Source organism: Streptomyces sp. NPDC020884 (assembly GCF_044333935.1).
In the GTDB taxonomy this organism is placed as follows: domain Bacteria; phylum Actinomycetota; class Actinomycetes; order Streptomycetales; family Streptomycetaceae; genus Streptomyces.
On the sequence record NZ_JBIRRY010000009.1, the window covers coordinates 32,290 to 48,447 of the forward strand.

Here is a 16,158-nt window from a genome sequence, read left to right on the forward strand (position 1 = left end):
TCCGGGCGGCGGCCCCTCGTCATGCCGCGTGGTCGCGGGCCGCGCCGTGCGGCCGTACGTCAGGCGCTCTGGTCGGCCGTCGACTGCGCCGGGACGTACGCCTGCTTGAACTCCGGCATCAGGCGCAGCAGCAGCTCCCGCGAGCGGGGGTGGCGGACGTCGCGGGTGTCGGAGAGGTGGATGTCCAGGATCTCCACGCTCGGGTACTGGCTCTCCTGGTCCGTGTACGCGCTGAACACCTCGAAGGCCGCGTCGGCGAACTCGGCGTCCTCCTGGGTCCACTCCTCCAGCTGCGGGGCGTCCTCGGGGCCGGGGGCCTCGGCCGCCTCGACGGCCTGGATCCCGGGCTGCGGCGCGGGCTCGGGCTGGGGCGTGGGCTGGGGCTCGGGCTGGAGGGCTTCCTCGCGGCGGGGGTGCGGGACCGCGCCGATGGTGCCCACGTCCCCCAGCGGCCGGGTCCGGCCGGGACCCGAGGGGATCTGCACCGGGTTCCGCTCCAGGCCCTCGGCGTGCTGCGGGTCGTACGCGCTCCCGTGGGCGGTGCCGTCCGGCAGCTGCTGGACCGCGAACCACGGGCTCTCGTGGTTCGCGGACGCCTGGGGCTGCTCGGGCCGGTCCTGCTGCGGGTGGACGTGCGGGGCGTCGGCGTACTGCCCCGGCCCCTGGTCCGGTCCGTGGCCCTGCGCCTGCTCCTGGTGGTGCGGGCGGCCGTCGTACGGGCGGCCGGGGTCCGTCTCGTACGCCTGCTCGTGCTCCTGCCGCGGTTCGTAGCCCAGCTCCGCCTTCGGGCGGGACCCCTCGACCGGCGGCAGCAGGGCCGGTTCGATCCCGGCGGCGGCGAGCCCGGCCGGACCGGTCTCGGCCAGCGGGACCCCGTACTTCGCCAGCCGCAGCGGCATCATCGACTCGACCGGGGCCTTGCGCCGCCAGCTGCGGCCGAAGCGGGCCTGGAGCCGGGCCTGGTAGATCAGCCGGTCCTGTTCGAGCTTGATGACCTGCTCGTAACTGCGCAGCTCCCACAGCTTCATCCGCCGCCACAGCTTGAACGTCGGGATGGGGGAGAGCAGCCACCGGGTGAGGCGGACCCCCTCCATGTGCTTGTCGGCCGTGATGTCCGCGATCCGGCCCACCGCGTGCCGGGCGGCCTCGACGGAGACGACGAACAGCACCGGGATCACCGCGTGCATCGCGGTGCCCAGCGGGTCGGGCCAGGAGGCCGCACCGTTGAACGCGATCGTCGCGGCGGTCAGCAGCCACGCCGTCTGGCGCAGCAGCGGGAACGGGATCCGCATCCAGGTGAGCAGGAGGTCCAGGGCCAGCAGGACGCAGATGCCCGCGTCGATGCCGATGGGGAAGACCAGGGAGAACTCGCCGAAGCCCTTGTCCTCCGCGAGCTCGCGCACGGCGGCGTAGGAACCCGCGAAACCGATCGCGGCGATGAGCACCGCACCGGCGACGACGATCCCGATGAGTATGCGGTGCGTGCGTGTCAGCTGCATCGCGGCCACCCGCGATCCCCTCCCCGACCTCTGTACCCGGACCCGACTCGGTGCGCCCGGCGTTGTTTTTCGGCCGGACATCGGACGCCCGGCGATGGCACAGCCTGGCACATGTGTGCGAGTTCCGTTGCGCGGGGAGGAGCCGCGGGGCTGTTTTCGGGTCGGGTGGGCTCGCGGTGACCCGTCGGAAAACAGAAGAACCCGGCCTGAACGCCGGGGACTTCGGCGATGGCCGGGGGGCTCCAGCGGTGACGGCGAGGGGGGCCGTCACCGCTGAAGGGTCTACTCGCAGCCGCGCTGCCAGTTCCAGCCGACGAACGTGTTCTTCAGGTCGACCTCGAACTCGCAGGACGCGGTCCCGTCGGCCTTGAGGGCCACGGTGGAGCGGTGCGTGTTGGCGTACACGCTGCCCGTCGGGTCGAAGATCCCCTGGTAGGAGAACGAGGCGTCGGCCACGTTGGTGGAGACCGCGCAGTTCGCGACGCAGTCGGCGGACTTGCCCGAGGACTCCAGCGACCAGCCCGCGTTCCACGGTTCACGGTTCCACTGCTGGGTCGCGTCGGTGGCGGAGGCGGTCACCACGGTGCCGTCGGAGCTCCAGTCGGACGTCGTGTAGAGACCCGTCATCCGGATGTTGCAGCAGTCGTACATCTCCGACCAGCTCCGCACCTGCCGGTCGGCCTGGGCGGCGGCCGGAGCCGCCTGCGCGTTTGCGGCCGGGCCGGCCTTCGGCACCAGCCGCGCGGGGCCGAGCACCGGCGCGCAGTCGGGGCCGATGGAGACGTCCTGGCGGACGGACATGCCCGCGGGCGGCACGGGCAGGGCGCCGGACAGCTTCACGTCCGCGCACGCACGGGCGTCGCCGGACGCCGCGGCCCGCGCCTCGGTCGGCGCGGCGGTGGCGGAGGCGGCGGTGAGCGCGAGAAGACCGGTGGCGAGCGCGGCGGCGAGTGCGATTCGATGGCGCAATTCCCTTGCCTTTCCTCGGGGTTCGCCGTGGAGCGTAACGGCGTCCGCCGGGATCGGAACGGAACGGGCGGAGGGTTGGCATGAAGGTGACAGGCACATGCCCCCGGGACGTGCCCAAACGTGCGCAACCCGGCCCTCGGGAGGGCCGGGTCGCGGGAAAGCCGTGCTCGGAGGGGGTGCTCGCGTCCTGTCGGCCGGGCGGACCTCAGGTCACGCCGGGCATCCGGACGCCCGGACGGGCCGTCAGCTCGACTTCGGCTTGGACGTCGTGCCGCCCTTGCCGCTGCTCTTGGCCGCGTCCTTCCCGCTGTCCTTCCCGCTGTCCTTCCCGTCGTCCCCGGCGTCGCCGCCGGAGCCGCCCTTCGCCGGCGGAGTGGTCTTGGCGTCGGCGGTCCTGTCGATCGCGTCGACCGCTTCCTTCGCCGCCTTCCGGGCGCCCTTGACGATCTCCGCGGACGAGGGCGTCTTCGCACCCGCGTAGCCCGCGCCGTTGTACGTCAGGGTGACGACGACATTGCCCGTGCGCGCCACGACGGTGGCGTACGCGAAGTCCTCGTCCGTCTTGCTGAGGCCGTAGGTGATGAGGGTCGCCTCCTCGCCGATGCCGGCGGTGGGCTCGGCGGCGACCTTTTTGGCGCCCTCGGACGCCTTCGTCTTGGTGACCTGCTTCGCGTAGTCGTCGGTGGCGCGCTTGGCGCCGCTGCCCAGCGACTGGTCCGAGTCGAACCGGGTGAAGCCGACGTCCAGCCAGCGGTACTGCGAGCCCTTGACGCCCTTGTCGTCCAGACCGTTCCAGGAGCAGCTGCTCCTGGCCGCCAGATCGTTGGACTGGCCGGCCGTGCCGTTCTTCTTCTTGGCCGCGGGCACCAGGCTCTGAACCGTCTTCTTCGCGACCGAGGTGCACGGGTCGGGCAGATCGGCGAACTTCGCCGGCTCGACGGTGGGCTCCGAGGGCTTGGTGCTGGCGGCGCCGGACGAGGAGGAGCCCGCGTTCTTCTTGCCGTCGGAGCCGGAGTCCGACGAGCAGCCGACGGCTACGAGCATCACCGGGACGGCGGCGCAGGCGAGTATGCGGGACAGGCGCGGGGCTGATCGGTGCATGGTTCCTTCACTCGGATGGCACGGAGCTCTCGGTGCTGGAGGTCTCGGTTCGTGCGGTGTACGGGCGGATTCGGTGGCGGGTCGGTGCGTTCCGGACAGCCACGGTACGACGGGCGGCGGCCGTCCCGCGCCGCGACCGAGGCCCCCGGGCGGCCGGAATCCGGCCGGTGGGGGCCCTCGGGCGGGAGCCTATTCGCTGAGCGTCTCGGCCAGCTTCCGGGCCAGTGCCTGGGCCTTCTCCTGGAGTTCCCGGCTGTCGGGCTCCTGGGTGACGAGGGCCGGCTGCTCGGCGTACCGGACGGTCACGACCACGTTCGATGTGCGGAATACCACGCTCACCGTGCGGTGCTGTGCGGTGGAACCTGCCCGTGTGGGCAGATCCTGCAGAAATGCGGCATCTCCGAGACCGTCGAGGACGCGTGAGGGCAGGACGTCCTCCGGGCTGCCGCTGCTTCCGCCGCTGCTTCCGGAGGGCGAGGGGTCCGCCGAGGCCGTGTCGTCCCCCGCCGTCTCCTTCGGCTCGCCGCCGCCCTTGCCCTTGCCCTTCTCACCGGGGGTCCCGGTGTCCTTCTCCGCGTCCGGCCCGGGGGTCGCCGAGGACGACAGGCCGGCGGCCTTCTCCTTCTTCGCGTACACCGTGTCGGCGCGGTCGTCGTCGCTGACGGCGGGGTCGTAGGAGACGACGCGCTCGAAGTCGACGGAGAGGCTCCGGGTGGCGTCCGGAGCGTCGGACTTCCAGCTGCAGCCGACCTTGCGGTCGGTGTCGTACGTGACGGACGCGGCGCCCCGGAACACCTTCTCCTGCTGGTCCCCGGGCAGTTCCGCGGCGCCGGGCAGCAGGTCCTTGAGCGTGCCGCGCGGCACGGCGCGGCAGGGGGCGGGCAGGGTCAGGTACTTGCCCGGGGGCGCGGGGCTGACCGTCGGGCTGCCCGCCTTGCTGTCGGCGCCGTTCGCGTTGCTGTCGGCGCCGGCGCTGCAGCCGACGACGAGCGCTGCGAGAAGCGCGACGCCGGGTACGTACGCCATGTGTCGCACCGTCCCAGGCTCCCTTCGGTACGGAAAACGGGTTGCCGCTCGGAGGCGGCCGATGGACACAATGTGTATCGCACGCGCCGCTGTGAATGCCGGTCGGCCGACAGGTTTGCCGACCTTGGCACCGGTTTTGCGCTTTCAGTCTTTTCGGGGGAATCGAGGGGTTATGTCGTACGTAGAGGTACCGGGGGCGAAGGTTCCCATCCGGATGTGGGCGGACCCCGCTTCGGTCGAGGACGTCGCGATGCAGCAGCTGCGCAATGTCTCCACGCTGCCGTGGATCAAAGGTCTCGCCGTCATGCCGGACGTCCATTTCGGCAAGGGGGCGACGGTCGGCTCGGTGATCGCGATGCACGGCGCGGTGTGCCCGGCCGCGGTGGGGGTGGACATCGGCTGTGGGATGTCCGCCGTCAAGACGTCCCTCACCGCGAACGATCTTCCCGGCGACCTGTCACGGCTGCGCTCCAAGATCGAGCAGGCCATTCCGGTCGGCCGGGGGATGCACGGCGAGGCGGTGGACCCGGGGAAGCTGCACGGATTCCCGACGTCGGGATGGGACGACTTCTGGGGGCGGTTCGGAGGGATCGCCGATGCGGTCAAATTCCGTCAGGAGCGCGCCACAAAGCAGATGGGAACGCTGGGCTCGGGAAATCACATGATCGAGTTCTGTCTTGACCGTGAGGGTGCGGTGTGGCTGATGCTGCACTCGGGCTCCCGCAACATCGGCAAGGAACTCGCCGAGCACCACATCGGCATCGCGCAGAAGCTTCCGCACAATCAGAGCCTCGTCGACCGGGACCTGGCCGTATTCATCTCGGAGACCCCGCAGATGGCCGCCTACCGGAACGATCTGTACTGGGCGCAGGAGTACGCCAAGTACAACCGCGCGATCATGATGGCGCTTTTCAAGGACGTGGTCCGCAAGGAGTTCAAGAAGGCGAAGCCGGTCTTCGAGCAGGAGATCTCCTGCCACCACAACTACGTGGCGGAGGAGCGGTACGACGGAGCGGACCTGCTGGTCACGCGCAAGGGCGCGATCCGCGCCGGCTCCGGTGAGTACGGGATCATTCCGGGCTCGATGGGCACCAGCTCGTACATCGTGAAGGGCCTGGGCAACGAGAAGGCGTTCAACTCGGCCTCCCACGGAGCCGGTCGCCGGATGAGCCGGAACGCGGCCAAGCGCCGCTTCACGGTGCGTGACCTGGAGGAGCAGACGCGCGGTGTGGAGTGCCGAAAGGACTCCGGTGTCCTGGACGAGATCCCGGCCGCGTACAAGCCGATCGAGCAGGTCATGGAGCAGCAGAGGGACCTGGTCGAGGTTGTCGCGAAGCTCAAGCAGGTCATCTGCATCAAGGGCTGAGACGAGGGGCTCCGCCGCCGACGCCGGCGAAGCCCCTCACCGGCCTTCCAGGGGGTTACGCGCCGGGCGGAGCGTCTTCGGGGTGCCGCACCTTTCCGGTCTTCAGCCGCCACAGGCGTACGGAGCAGGAGGCTTCGCTGCGGCCCAGTTCGGCGGCCGCCGCAGTGGCGTCGTGAGCCAGCAGGACGCGGTCCTCCCAGGCTTTCCAGCGTCGCCCCGGAGGACGAACGCTCATGTCCGCCGGGCGCTTCCAGGAAGCCAGGGACGTGGCCGCCGTCTGTTTGCGCGCGAGGGACAGGCAGCCCGGGTAGTAGAGGTGCCCGGCCAGCTGAACCGCCGCTTCCTTCGTGTAGACGACGTTGAAGACCCCGTCGCGGGCGTTGCGCCCGATCTGCCGGGCGGCCCCGGTCACGGCCTTGGCATACCTGCAGAGATAGGCGCCGACAGCGGCGCTCGCGGTGGTCAGCGAGATGAAGGGGAGTCCTTGACCGGTGTGGCCGACCGAACCGTCGGCGTCGATGACGCCCCGTAGGTAGTCGCGACGGGAGAACTCCACACGGGGCGGGGTGATCTTCCTCGACTTCCGGCCGTAGGGAAGGCCCAGCCCGTTGATCCGGGCCCTGGCTTCCTGATCGCAGAGTGTCCAGGTGGCCGAGTGGTGCTTCTCCGAGAAGTTCGTGGCCCGCACTCGCTCGTTGATGCTGCTGTAGTACGGGGTCAGCCGCTGGAACTCGCGGAGTACGGCGATGTCCCGGACGTTGATCTCCACCGTCAGGCGGCCCTTGCGGCCGGTGCCTTGGGCGAGGTGGCCGTCGGCCTGGAGGAAGCCGAACATGTAGGCGTAGTCGGGGTGCTCGAGATCCATGAAGACCGGACCGGCGGCTGGGGCCGGCAGGAGATCTCCGATCTCGAACAGTGGGCGCGCGTTAGTGTCGTGCTCAGCCATGGGAAGCCCAACTTCCTGATGGTGAGGCCCTCGGGCGGGACGGCAATCCTGACCGGGGGCCGTACGGTGTTCTGGCGCGATCGAGCCTAGGCAGCGGCCACGAGGGACGGGCGGGTGATCCGGCCCGATCACCCGCACGAGTGATCGAGGACAGGGGCGTGGCACGCAGGTCCGGCGGAGGGCCGGACTACTCCCCGCCCCCGTACGTCGCGTAGTCCGGCGTTCCCGTCGCCGCGAAGACGTGGACGGAGACGCCGGCCGGGGTCGTCCGCTGTTCGACGAGGCGCAGGCCGGCCGGGGCCCCGCCGTCCGGGAACAGCCGGCGGCCCTGGCCGACCACGACCGGGGCGATGGCCAGGCGCAGTTCGTCGACCAGGCCGGCGGCCAGCAGGGACTGGGCCAGCCGGGCGCTGCCGTGGATCTGGAGGTCCCGGCCGGGCTGCCGCTTCAGCTCGGCGACCCGGGCGGGGACGTCGCCGGAGAGGATCGTGGTCGGGTTCCACGCGGCCTCGGTCAGGGTGGTGGAGGCCACGTACTTCGGCAGGCCGTTGAGGATGCCGGCGAAGGGGTGGTCGGTCATCTGCGGCCAGTCCCGTGCGAAGTTCTCGTAGGTGCGCCGGCCGAACAGGAAGGCGTCCGCCTCGTCGAGCCACTCGCCGGCCTGCCGCTCGAAGGCCTCGTCCAGGTGCGGTACGAACCAGCCGCCCCGGGTGAACCCGTCGCTGGTGTCCTCGTCGGGCGCACCGGGGCCCTGGGAGACGCCGTCGAGCGAGAGGAACTCCTGGACCACCAGCTTCATGGCGCACCACTCCTTCGTGAACTCACCGGCCGGTACCCGGCGGTCGAGGTGCGTCCTTCCTAGCACGGCGCGGACGGGGCGAGGGGGATCTCCGGGCACCGGCTCCTACGCCGCCTCCGCCAGGTCCGCCTCCGTCAGGGAGGCGACCAGGACCGTGCGCGGGCCCGGTTCGATGCCGGGCACCGACGGGACGGCGAGCAGGCGGCACCCGGCGGCCAGCGCGGCGGCGGCGCCCGTGGGGGTGTCCTCGACGGCCAGGCAGTCCCGCGGGGCGACGCCGAGCGCGGCCGCGGCGGCCAGGTACGGGTCGGGGTGCGGCTTCCCGCGTGCCGTCTCGCCCGAGGCGACCGACGTGTCGAACCGGTGCGGGCCCAGGATGCCGAGGACCAGGTCGGCCACATGCCGCTCGGACGCGGTCACCAGGGCCGTCGGCACGCCCAGCGCGCGCGCCCGGTCCAGGAGCCGCAGGGCGCCCGGCTGGACGGTCACGCCGGCCGCCACCCGCGCGGTGAACTCCCGGTCGAGCCGGGCGGCCGTCTCCGCCGCCGGAAGGGCGGTGAGGCCGCCGCGTACGAGAAGGGCGGCCGCGTCGGCGACCGCGGCGCCCGCGAACGGGGCGAGGGCGCCCGCATCCGCCGGGGCGCCCTGCGTGCGCAGGAACCCGGCGACGGTGTCCAGCCAGGCGTGCTCGGTGTCGACGAGGGTGCCGTCCATGTCGCAGAGCAGGGCGGCGGGGCGGGGGAGCGGGGGCATACGGGGCTCGCTGTTCCTGGGGGTGGGCGACCGGGCCGCGGGGGAGGGGCGGGTGGCCCCGCCCGGTCGGGGGTGGATGGGCGGGGCCGGGCGCGTCTGCCCGGTGCGTCAGTCGGCGGCGGTGCGGACCAGCGGGTTGGCCTGCACGGAGTTGCGGACGGTGAAGACGACCGAGCCGGGCCGGTAGCGGTCGTCCGAGGTCTCGACGGGACGGCCCTCGGTCGTGGTCGTGGTGCGGCGCACCCGCAGCAGCGGGGAGCCGCGCCGGACGGCCAGCTCCCGGGCGTCCGTGGTGCCCGCGGCGACGGCGTCCAGGTGGTGTTCGCCGTGGCTCATGACCACGCCGGCCTCCTCGTACATGCTCTGGGTGACCGACTCGCAGTCGTCCGGAAGCCGTTCCACGGCCGCCGCCGCCCACCCGGCGTACAGGGTGCGTTCCAGGAGGGCCGGTTCGCCGTCCAGGGTGCGCACCCGCAGGATGTGCAGGACCGGTTCGCCGGGGGCGAGCTGGAGTTGGGCGGCCTGCGCCTCGGTGGCCTTCGCGTGGCGCTTGCGGAGGACCAGGCCGCCGGGGGTGCGGCCGCCGGCCCTGGCCCACTGGGCGAAGCTGCGCAGTTCGGTGAAGCTCTGGCTGGGCGTGGTGGACAGGACGGTCCGGCGGGCGCCCTGCCGGGAGCCGATCAGGCCCTCCGACTGGAGCGTGCCGAAGGCCTGCCGGAGGGTGCCCCGGGACACGCCGTGGGCCAGGGCCAGTTCGGACTCGGACGGCAGCTCGGAGCCCACGGGGTGGGCGCCTTCGGCGATGGATCGGCGCAGCTCCTCGGCGATCTGCTGGTGCCGTCGGGTCACGTCTCTCCTTGGGGCTTCCGGGGGGTGCGCCGGACGCTCGGTGCGTTCCGGGTGAGCAGGGACGATCATGTCATCCGCACGAGGTGCGTCGCATCTTTGAACTGCACGCAATCGGCGCTTCCCCCGAAGTGCGAACCCTGCGTCTAACCGCTTTGGGGTCAGGTAAACCTACGTCTTGATAACGCTTCTGACCTGCACTTTTTACCTCACGAAAGCTTTACCCGCCGGTCACTCGGCTGCTAGCTTCGGCTCGCTTACTGACGATGGCTTGTCCATACAGGTGGCTCGCCGCAGACCCAGGAGTACGCATCGTGAAGGCACACCGTCCCCGCCGCGTCCTGACCGCCGCGGCCCTCGCCGGGCTCACCGCCCTGGTGGCCGCCGGCTGTGGCTCCGCACCCGACAACGACGGGGCGAAGAACAGCACGGCCGCGAAGGCGGAGTCGGCCGCGGACCTCGGCGGTATGGAGGAGCTCGTCGCGGCGGCGGAGAAGGAGGGCAAGCTCAACGTCTACGCCCTCGCGCCGGACTGGGCCAACTACGGCGAGATGATCGCGGCGTTCGAGAAGAAGTACGCCGTCGAGGTCAACAACGAGGACCCGGGCGGCAGCAGCCAGGGCGCGCTGAACGCCGCGGCCAAGCGCAAGGGCCAGGACCGGGCCGTCGACGCGCTGGACCTGGGCACCTCGTACATGCAGGAGGCCAAGAAGCAGGACCTGCTCGCCCCGTACAAGGTCAAGGGCTGGGCCGACATCCCCGACGCGCAGAAGCAGCCGGACGCCTCCTTCATGAACAACTACGGCGGCTTCATGTCCATCGGCTGTGATGCCAAGGCCGTGAAGAACTGCCCCCGGACGTTCGAGGACCTGCTCAAGCCCGAGTACCGGAACAAGGTCGCCCTGAACGGGGACCCGACCGAGTCCAGCTCCGCGCTGGCCGCGGTCATCGCGGCCTCGCTGGCCAACGGCGGCTCCCTGGACGACGCGCAGCCGGGTCTCGACTTCTTCCAGGAGCTGCGGAAGAAGGGCAACTTCGTCCCCGCGAAGTCCACGCTCGCCACCATCCAGCAGGGCGAGACGCCGATCTCGATCGACTGGGACTACCTCAACCTGGGCTACGGCCAGAAGCTCAAGCCCAAGGGCGTCGACTGGCAGGTCGTGGTGCCCTCCGACGGCCTGTACTCGCGCTACTACAACCAGGGTGTCAACAAGCACGCCCCGCACCCGGCCGCCGCCCGCCTGTGGCTGGAGTTCGTCTACAGCCCCGAGGGCCAGAACATCTGGCTCAAGGGCTTCTCGCGCCCGGCGCTCCTGGACGCGATGAAGAAGGACGGCACCGCCGACAAGGCCGCCCTGGCCGAGATCCCCGAGGTGCACGGCGCTCCCGAGGAGCCGACCGTGGCCCAGGAGGCGAAGGCCAAGGAGACGGTCGTCCAGGGCTGGGGCAAGGCGGTCAGCTGACCATGCCCGACACGACCGCACCCTTCCCCGCGGGCAGCGGAGCCGCCACCTCGGCGGACTCCGTGCCCGCGGCGGGCCCGGCCGCCCCCGCGCGTCCCCCACGGGACGGCGGCGCCCGGCGCCGCGGCGCGCGGCGGCACCGGTGGCCCGTCGTCGTTCCCTTCTTCGCGTTTCTCGCCGTGTGCTTCGGGCTGCCCGCCGGAACCATGGTGTACGGGGCCTTCACCGTCGTCGACCGGGCGAGCGGCGCCGACCGGTTCTCGACGGAGAACGTCAGCGGGTCGCTGTCCGGGGCGTACGCGACCGGGCTGACCGGGAGCGTCGAACTCTCGCTCGTGACCGCGCTGCTGGCGACCGTGGTCGGCACGCTGATCGCTCAGGCCGTCGTCAGCTCCCCGCGGCCGGCGCTGCGGGGCGTCGTCGTCTCGGCCAGCGGGGTGCTCGCCAACTTCTCCGGCGCGCCGCTCGCGTTCGCCTTCATCGCGACGCTCGGCACGACCGGCACGGTCACCCAGCTGTTCCACCTGGACCGGACGGGCTTCAGCCTCTACAGCTTCACCGGCCTGGTCCTGGCCTACCTCTACTTCATGGTGCCGCTGATGGTGGTGACCGTCCTGCCCGCGCTCGACGGCCTGCGCTCCCAGTGGCAGGAGGCCGCGGCGTCCTGCGGCGCCACCCGGGGGCAGTACTGGCGGCATGTCGGCATCCCGGTGCTGACCCCCTCGCTGCTCGGTGGCGCGGTGCTGATGTTCGGCACGGCGTTCGCCTCGCACGCCACGGCCGCCGTGATGGTCGGCTCCTCGCAGCCGCTGATCACCATCCAGATCGCCAACGCCCTCAACGGCAACGTTCTGGTGGGTCAGGAGAACCTCGCTCTCGCGATGAGCCTCAACATGGTCGTGATCGCGCTGCTCGTGATGGCCGTACAGATACCGCTGCAGCGCAGGAGTACCCGATGGCTCGGATGAAGTTCACCTCGCGAGGCGTCGTCCTGCCGCTCGCCGCGCTGTATTTCCTGGTCCCCATCGGCGCCTCGATCTGGTTCAGCGTCAACGAGGTGGAGGGCATCAGCTTCGACGCGTACACCGAGGGGCTCGGCGCCGAGGGGCTGACCACCAGCCTGATGCTCTCCGTGCGGCTGGGCCTGGCCACCATCGTCTGCGGACTGCTGCTGATGGTGCCGACCCTGGTCGCGATCGCGCTCTATCTGCCGAGGCTGCGCCGGATCGTCGAGATCCTGTGCATGATGCCGTTGGTCGTCCCGCCGATCGCGCTGGTAGCGGGCGTCACCACGGTGCTGTCCTGGGAGCAGGACCTGGCCGACACGCCCCTGTACATGACCTTCCAGATCCTGCGGGACGAGGACTTCCCGCTGATCCTCGTGCTCGTCTACACGGTCATGTCCCTGCCGTTCCTGTACCGCTCGCTGGACGCCGGGCTGCGCGCCGTCGACCTGCGCACCCTCGTCGAGGCCGCCCGCAGCCTGGGCGCCTCGCGGCTGCAGACCCTGTGGCAGGTCGTCGTGCCGAACCTGCGGACGGCCGTGGTGGGCGGCGCCGTGCTCAGCCTGGCCATGGTGCTCGGCGAGTACACCGTCGCCTCCGTGCTCTCCTACCGTCCGTTCTCCGTATGGATGGTGGAGATCAAGGACTCCGAGGCCCAGCTGTCGGTCGCGGCCGCGATGCTCAGCCTGCTGATCACCTGGGGGCTGCTGCTCCTGCTCACCACCCTGGCCGGCGGCCGCAGCCGCCGTCGTACGCGCCCGAACTCCGGCCGCGAGAACCGCGCGAACCGAAAGAAGACCGTGTCATGACCGTTCCCGTGCACCTCAAGAACCTGCGTCGGGCGTTCGGCTCCACGGTCGCGCTCGACGGGCTCGACCTGGACATCGCCCCCGGCGAGATGGTCGCCCTGCTGGGCCCGTCCGGCTGCGGCAAGACCACCGCGCTGCGCATCATCGCGGGGTTCGAGAGCGCCGACGGCGGTGAGCTGCTGATGGACGGCCAGGACGTCACCTCGGTCCCGGCCCACCGCCGTGACATCGGCATGGTCTTCCAGTCCTACAGCCTCTTCCCGAACATGACGGCCGCCGAGAACATCGCGTACGGCCTGCGGGTGCGCGGCAGGGCGAGCGCCGAACGCAGGGAGCGGGCCCGCGAACTCCTGGACCTGGTCGGCCTGCCCGGCCGCGAGGGCGACTACCCGCACCAGCTGTCCGGCGGTCAGCAGCAGCGGGTCGCGCTCGCCCGCGCGCTCGCCATCTCGCCCAAGGTGCTGCTTCTCGACGAGCCGTTGTCCGCCCTGGACGCCAAGGTGCGGCTCACCCTGCGCGAGGAGATCCGGCGCATCCAGCTGGATCTCGGCATCACCACCGTCTTCGTCACCCACGACCAGGAGGAGGCGCTGTCCATGGCGGACCGCGTCGCCGTGATGAAGGACGGGCGGCTCGAACAGTGCGCGGTGCCGGGCGAGTTGTACGACCGCCCGGCCACGCCCTTCGTCGCCGAGTTCGTCGGCACCATGAACCGGCTGCCGGGCACCGTCCGGGACGGCGGGGTCGTCGAGCTGTTCGGGCGGCGGCTGCCCATCCACGGCGCGACGCCCGCGTCCGGCGCCGAGGTCGACGTGCTGCTGCGCCCCGAGGGCCTGGCGGTCGGCGCCGCCGACGACGGGGCGGGCACACCCGCGACCGTACGGGTGGCGACGTTCCTGGGCGCCACCACCCGGCTGCACCTCACCACGGACTCCGGAGCCGTGTGCAAGGCCGACCTGCCGAGCTGGGAGGCGACCGCGCTGGCGCCGGGAGCCCGCTGCACGATCACCCCGCACGACAACCCCGTGCTCGTCGCCGAGCGAGCCGTCGCCCCGTCCCTCAAGGTGTAAGTGAAGGAGTGAGCAACCAGTGAGTGCCAAGCGCCGTGTGTTCCTGTCCGCCACCGGAGCGGCCGTCGCCCTCGCCGCGACCGCGGCCGTCGCGGTCGCCGGTCCCGTGGCCGGGCCCGACGAGGCCGACCGGCCCCCCGAGCCCGCTGCGGCGAGCGAGCTGCGCGTCATGACCCTGAACCTGTGGCACGGCGGAGCCAAGGTCGACGACGGTCTGGCCAAGCAGGTCGCCGTGATCGAGAAGCACCGGCCCGACGTGGTCGGTCTCCAGGAGACCTCCGGTCACTCCGCGCGGGAGCTGGCGGAGGAACTGGGCTGGGACCACTGGCAGTCCGACGCGGATCTCGGCATCATCAGCCGCTTCCCGTTCACCTCGGAGGTCGAGACCAGCCAGGCCGCGGCGGGCGTCCGCATCCGGATCGACGAGAGCACCGGCCAGGAGGTCGAACTCTGGACGGCGCACCTGGGCTACGACCCGTACGGCCCGTACGACGCCTGCTTCGACGGGATGCCGGTCGAGGAGATCTTCCGGCGGGAGGCGCAGTCCGGCCGTACCCCGCAGGCCGAGGCCATCGCCAAGGACCTCGCGCCGAAGATCGCGGCCGCGGACGAGACGCCGGTGCTGCTCGTCGGCGACTTCAACACGCCCTCGCACCTGGACTGGACCGAGGCGACGAAGGACAGCCACTGCGGGTACGGGCAGGTGGACTGGCCCGTGACCAAGATCTTCGAGGGCGCCGGTCTGAAGGACTCCTTCCGGGAGGCGAACCCGGACCCGGCGGCGCTGCCCGGCACCACCTGGTCGCCGGTCTACCCGCAGCACGAGGGCTCCACGGGGGTCGACGAGCCGCAGGACCGTATCGACTTCATCGACTACGCGGGCAGCAAGCTCACGGTGAAGGACTCGGTGTCCTTCGTCGACGGTGACCCGAAGCCGGTCCCGGACCAGGCGGGCAACGTGTGGCCCACGGACCACGCGGCGGTCCTGACGACGTTCACGGTCGGCTGAGGCCGGGCGCCGGGCCCCGCATCCTCCTCACAGGGTGCGGTGGACCTTGGTGTTGGAGGCCTGGGCGCGCGGGCGGACCACCAGGAGGTCGATGTTGACGTGGCTGGGGCGGGTGACGGCCCAGCCGATCGTGTCGGCGACGTCCTCGGCGGTCAGGGGGGCGTCGACGCCCGCGTAGACCTTGGCCGCCTTCTCGGTGTCGCCGCCGAAGCGGGTGGTGGCGAACTCCTCGGTCCTGACCATGCCGGGGGCCACCTCGATGACGCGGACCGGGGTGCCGACGATCTCCAGCCGCAGGGTCTCGGCCAGGACGTGTTCGCCGTGCTTGGCCGCCACGTAACCGCCGCCGCCCTCGTACGCGGACAGCGCCGCGGTCGAGGAGAGGATCACGATCGTGCCGTCGCCGCTCGCGGTGAGGGCGGGCAGCAGGGCCTGGGTGACGTTGAGGGTGCCGATCACGTTGGTCTCGTACATCTGGCGCCAGTCGGCGGGGTCGCCGGTCGCGACCGGGTCGGCCCCGAGCGCCCCGCCCGCGTTGTTGACCAGGACGGCCAGGGAGCGGAACGCGGTGGCGAACTCGTCGACCGCCGCGCGGTCGGTGACGTCCAGGGGGTAGGCCGTCGCCTGGTGGCCCGCCTCGGTGATCTCGGCGGCGAGCGCCTCGATGCGGTCCTTGCGGCGTGCGGTGAGCACGACCCGGAAGCCGGCGGCGGCCAGGGTGCGGGCGGTCGCGGCGCCGATGCCGCTGCTCGCGCCGGTGACGACGGCGATGGGGGTGGCGGCCATGGCGATCTCCTCGGACTGCTGATCGGTTACGGGGAAAGGATAGGCAGGCGTCGCGGCGGGTCCGCCGCGCGGGCGGCCGTGGGCTGTGCGGGTGGGGGAGAGCGCGTCAGGCCGGTGGGTTCATCGGATCAACCGATGGTTTCGGTACGTTCCGGACATGCTGATGCTGAGCAGAGGACTGTTGACGCGGCTGTCCGTCGTCGTCGCCCTGGCCGCCGCGACGACCGTGCCGACCGTGACCGCCACCGCGGTGCCGGTGGCGGACACCGACCCCGTCTCCTTCGCGGCGGCCGCCCCCGCCGCCCCCGCCGCTCCCGAGGCGGACGTCTCCCACCACGGTCATGTCTCCCTCTGGAGCGACCGGCTGGAGATCCGGCTGCGGACCGCGAACCGGGGGCCCGCCGATGTGCCCGCCTCGACGGTACGGCTGCGCTTCTCCGCGCCGCCGTCCGTGGGGCAGCGGCTTCCCGCCGGCTGCCTGTGGGGCGGCAGGGCCGCGGTGCTGTGCGAGACGGGCGCGCTGTCCTCCGGCGGAGGGGGCCGGCAGACCGCGCTGGACCTGCGGCTCGCGAGCCGTCCGGCCGAGGTGGTCGTCCGGGTCGACACCGTGTGGAACGGCGGGGTGCGCGACGCGGACACCGGGAACGACGTGCACGCGGTGCTGGCGCCCTCGACCGGGGACCCCTACGCCTTCTGAGCCGGCAGCCGCAGC

16 protein-coding genes are annotated in these 16,158 nt (G+C 71.7%); 7 read left to right on the forward strand and 9 right to left on the reverse strand.

Translation table 11 applies throughout. The annotated features are described in order from the left end of the window. Positions 1–59 precede the first annotated feature (59 nt). From ACH4UK_RS25840 to ACH4UK_RS25855, 4 genes are all read right to left on the reverse strand, one after another. Positions 60–1,508 (reverse strand): DUF2637 domain-containing protein, encoded by a 1,449-nt coding sequence (locus ACH4UK_RS25840; RefSeq protein WP_398360014.1) that lies wholly within the window; start codon positions 1,506–1,508, stop codon positions 60–62. Between the two features lie 273 nt (positions 1,509–1,781). Continuing rightward, on the reverse strand, positions 1,782–2,468 hold the full coding sequence (locus ACH4UK_RS25845) for a hypothetical protein (protein ID WP_398360015.1): 687 nt from the start codon (positions 2,466–2,468) through the stop codon (positions 1,782–1,784). A gap of 243 nt (positions 2,469–2,711) precedes the next feature. Then, complete coding sequence (locus tag ACH4UK_RS25850; protein ID WP_398360017.1) at positions 2,712–3,569, reverse strand: DUF3558 domain-containing protein; 858 nt, start codon at positions 3,567–3,569, stop codon at positions 2,712–2,714. 189 nt (positions 3,570–3,758) lie between these two features. After that, positions 3,759–4,595, reverse strand: a complete 837-nt coding sequence (locus ACH4UK_RS25855) for a DUF3558 domain-containing protein (RefSeq protein ID WP_398360019.1) — start codon at positions 4,593–4,595, stop codon at positions 3,759–3,761. Positions 4,596–4,767: 172 nt separating this feature from the next. Between ACH4UK_RS25855 and ACH4UK_RS25860 the strand changes: the two genes are divergently transcribed. Beyond that, positions 4,768–5,961 (forward strand): RtcB family protein, encoded by a 1,194-nt coding sequence (locus ACH4UK_RS25860; protein WP_398360020.1) that lies wholly within the window; start codon positions 4,768–4,770, stop codon positions 5,959–5,961. A 55-nt stretch (positions 5,962–6,016) separates the two neighbouring features. On the opposite strand, the gene ACH4UK_RS25865 is transcribed toward ACH4UK_RS25860, so the two are convergent. From ACH4UK_RS25865 to ACH4UK_RS25880, 4 genes are all read right to left on the reverse strand, one after another. Further along, positions 6,017–6,907: a hypothetical protein gene (locus tag ACH4UK_RS25865; RefSeq protein ID WP_398360022.1), complete on the reverse strand. Its 891-nt coding sequence runs from the start codon at positions 6,905–6,907 to the stop codon at positions 6,017–6,019. Between the two features lie 187 nt (positions 6,908–7,094). Then, positions 7,095–7,706: a dihydrofolate reductase family protein gene (locus ACH4UK_RS25870; protein ID WP_398360023.1), complete on the reverse strand. Its 612-nt coding sequence runs from the start codon at positions 7,704–7,706 to the stop codon at positions 7,095–7,097. A 105-nt stretch (positions 7,707–7,811) separates the two neighbouring features. Continuing rightward, the gene (locus ACH4UK_RS25875) at positions 7,812–8,459 is read right to left on the reverse strand and encodes an HAD family hydrolase (protein WP_398360025.1); all 648 of its coding nucleotides are present in this window, start codon (positions 8,457–8,459) and stop codon (positions 7,812–7,814) included. Positions 8,460–8,567: 108 nt separating this feature from the next. Next, entirely contained in the window at positions 8,568–9,308 is a 741-nt protein-coding gene (locus tag ACH4UK_RS25880) for a GntR family transcriptional regulator (protein WP_398360027.1), read from the reverse strand. A 311-nt stretch (positions 9,309–9,619) separates the two neighbouring features. Here ACH4UK_RS25880 and ACH4UK_RS25885 point away from each other — a divergent pair, with 311 nt between their 5' ends. Genes ACH4UK_RS25885 through ACH4UK_RS25905 form a run of 5 tightly spaced genes read left to right on the forward strand, consistent with a single transcriptional unit; the run spans position 9,620 to position 14,660 of the window. Then, positions 9,620–10,768, forward strand: a complete 1,149-nt coding sequence (locus ACH4UK_RS25885) for an extracellular solute-binding protein (protein ID WP_398360028.1) — start codon at positions 9,620–9,622, stop codon at positions 10,766–10,768. 2 nt (positions 10,769–10,770) lie between these two features. After that, entirely contained in the window at positions 10,771–11,736 is a 966-nt protein-coding gene (locus ACH4UK_RS25890) for an ABC transporter permease (protein ID WP_398360030.1), read from the forward strand. Beyond that, complete coding sequence (locus ACH4UK_RS25895) at positions 11,724–12,581, forward strand: ABC transporter permease (RefSeq protein WP_398360031.1); 858 nt, start codon at positions 11,724–11,726, stop codon at positions 12,579–12,581. Before ACH4UK_RS25890 ends, ACH4UK_RS25895 begins: the two co-directional genes overlap by 13 nt. After that, positions 12,578–13,651 (forward strand): ABC transporter ATP-binding protein, encoded by a 1,074-nt coding sequence (locus ACH4UK_RS25900; protein WP_398360033.1) that lies wholly within the window; start codon positions 12,578–12,580, stop codon positions 13,649–13,651. Before ACH4UK_RS25895 ends, ACH4UK_RS25900 begins: the two co-directional genes overlap by 4 nt. Positions 13,652–13,670: 19 nt before the next feature. Then, positions 13,671–14,660 carry an endonuclease/exonuclease/phosphatase family protein gene (locus ACH4UK_RS25905; protein WP_398360035.1) on the forward strand — a complete coding sequence of 330 codons (990 nt, stop codon included), beginning with the start codon at positions 13,671–13,673 and terminating at the stop codon, positions 14,658–14,660. A 27-nt stretch (positions 14,661–14,687) separates the two neighbouring features. On the opposite strand, the gene ACH4UK_RS25910 is transcribed toward ACH4UK_RS25905, so the two are convergent. Then, positions 14,688–15,446, reverse strand: coding sequence for an SDR family NAD(P)-dependent oxidoreductase (locus ACH4UK_RS25910; protein ID WP_398360036.1), 759 nt, complete (start codon positions 15,444–15,446; stop codon positions 14,688–14,690). 157 nt (positions 15,447–15,603) lie between these two features. Between ACH4UK_RS25910 and ACH4UK_RS25915 the strand changes: the two genes are divergently transcribed. Next, the gene (locus ACH4UK_RS25915; RefSeq protein WP_398360038.1) at positions 15,604–16,143 is read left to right on the forward strand and encodes a hypothetical protein; all 540 of its coding nucleotides are present in this window, start codon (positions 15,604–15,606) and stop codon (positions 16,141–16,143) included. Positions 16,144–16,158: the final 15 nt, after the last annotated feature.

Coding starts and splice junctions, on each gene's coding strand:
- ACH4UK_RS25870 (WP_398360023.1), bottom strand. CDS start 7,706: ATGAAGCTGGTGGTCCAGGAGTTCCTCTCGCTCGACGGCGTCTCCCAG.
- ACH4UK_RS25910 (WP_398360036.1), bottom strand. CDS start 15,446: ATGGCCGCCACCCCCATCGCCGTCGTCACCGGCGCGAGCAGCGGCATC.
- ACH4UK_RS25890 (WP_398360030.1), top strand. CDS start 10,771: ATGCCCGACACGACCGCACCCTTCCCCGCGGGCAGCGGAGCCGCCACC.
- ACH4UK_RS25900 (WP_398360033.1), top strand. CDS start 12,578: ATGACCGTTCCCGTGCACCTCAAGAACCTGCGTCGGGCGTTCGGCTCC.
- ACH4UK_RS25895 (WP_398360031.1), top strand. CDS start 11,724: ATGGCTCGGATGAAGTTCACCTCGCGAGGCGTCGTCCTGCCGCTCGCC.
- ACH4UK_RS25860 (WP_398360020.1), top strand. CDS start 4,768: ATGTCGTACGTAGAGGTACCGGGGGCGAAGGTTCCCATCCGGATGTGG.
- ACH4UK_RS25850 (WP_398360017.1), bottom strand. CDS start 3,569: ATGCACCGATCAGCCCCGCGCCTGTCCCGCATACTCGCCTGCGCCGCC.
- ACH4UK_RS25915 (WP_398360038.1), top strand. CDS start 15,604: ATGCTGATGCTGAGCAGAGGACTGTTGACGCGGCTGTCCGTCGTCGTC.
- ACH4UK_RS25865 (WP_398360022.1), bottom strand. CDS start 6,907: ATGGCTGAGCACGACACTAACGCGCGCCCACTGTTCGAGATCGGAGAT.
- ACH4UK_RS25855 (WP_398360019.1), bottom strand. CDS start 4,595: ATGGCGTACGTACCCGGCGTCGCGCTTCTCGCAGCGCTCGTCGTCGGC.
- ACH4UK_RS25875 (WP_398360025.1), bottom strand. CDS start 8,459: ATGCCCCCGCTCCCCCGCCCCGCCGCCCTGCTCTGCGACATGGACGGC.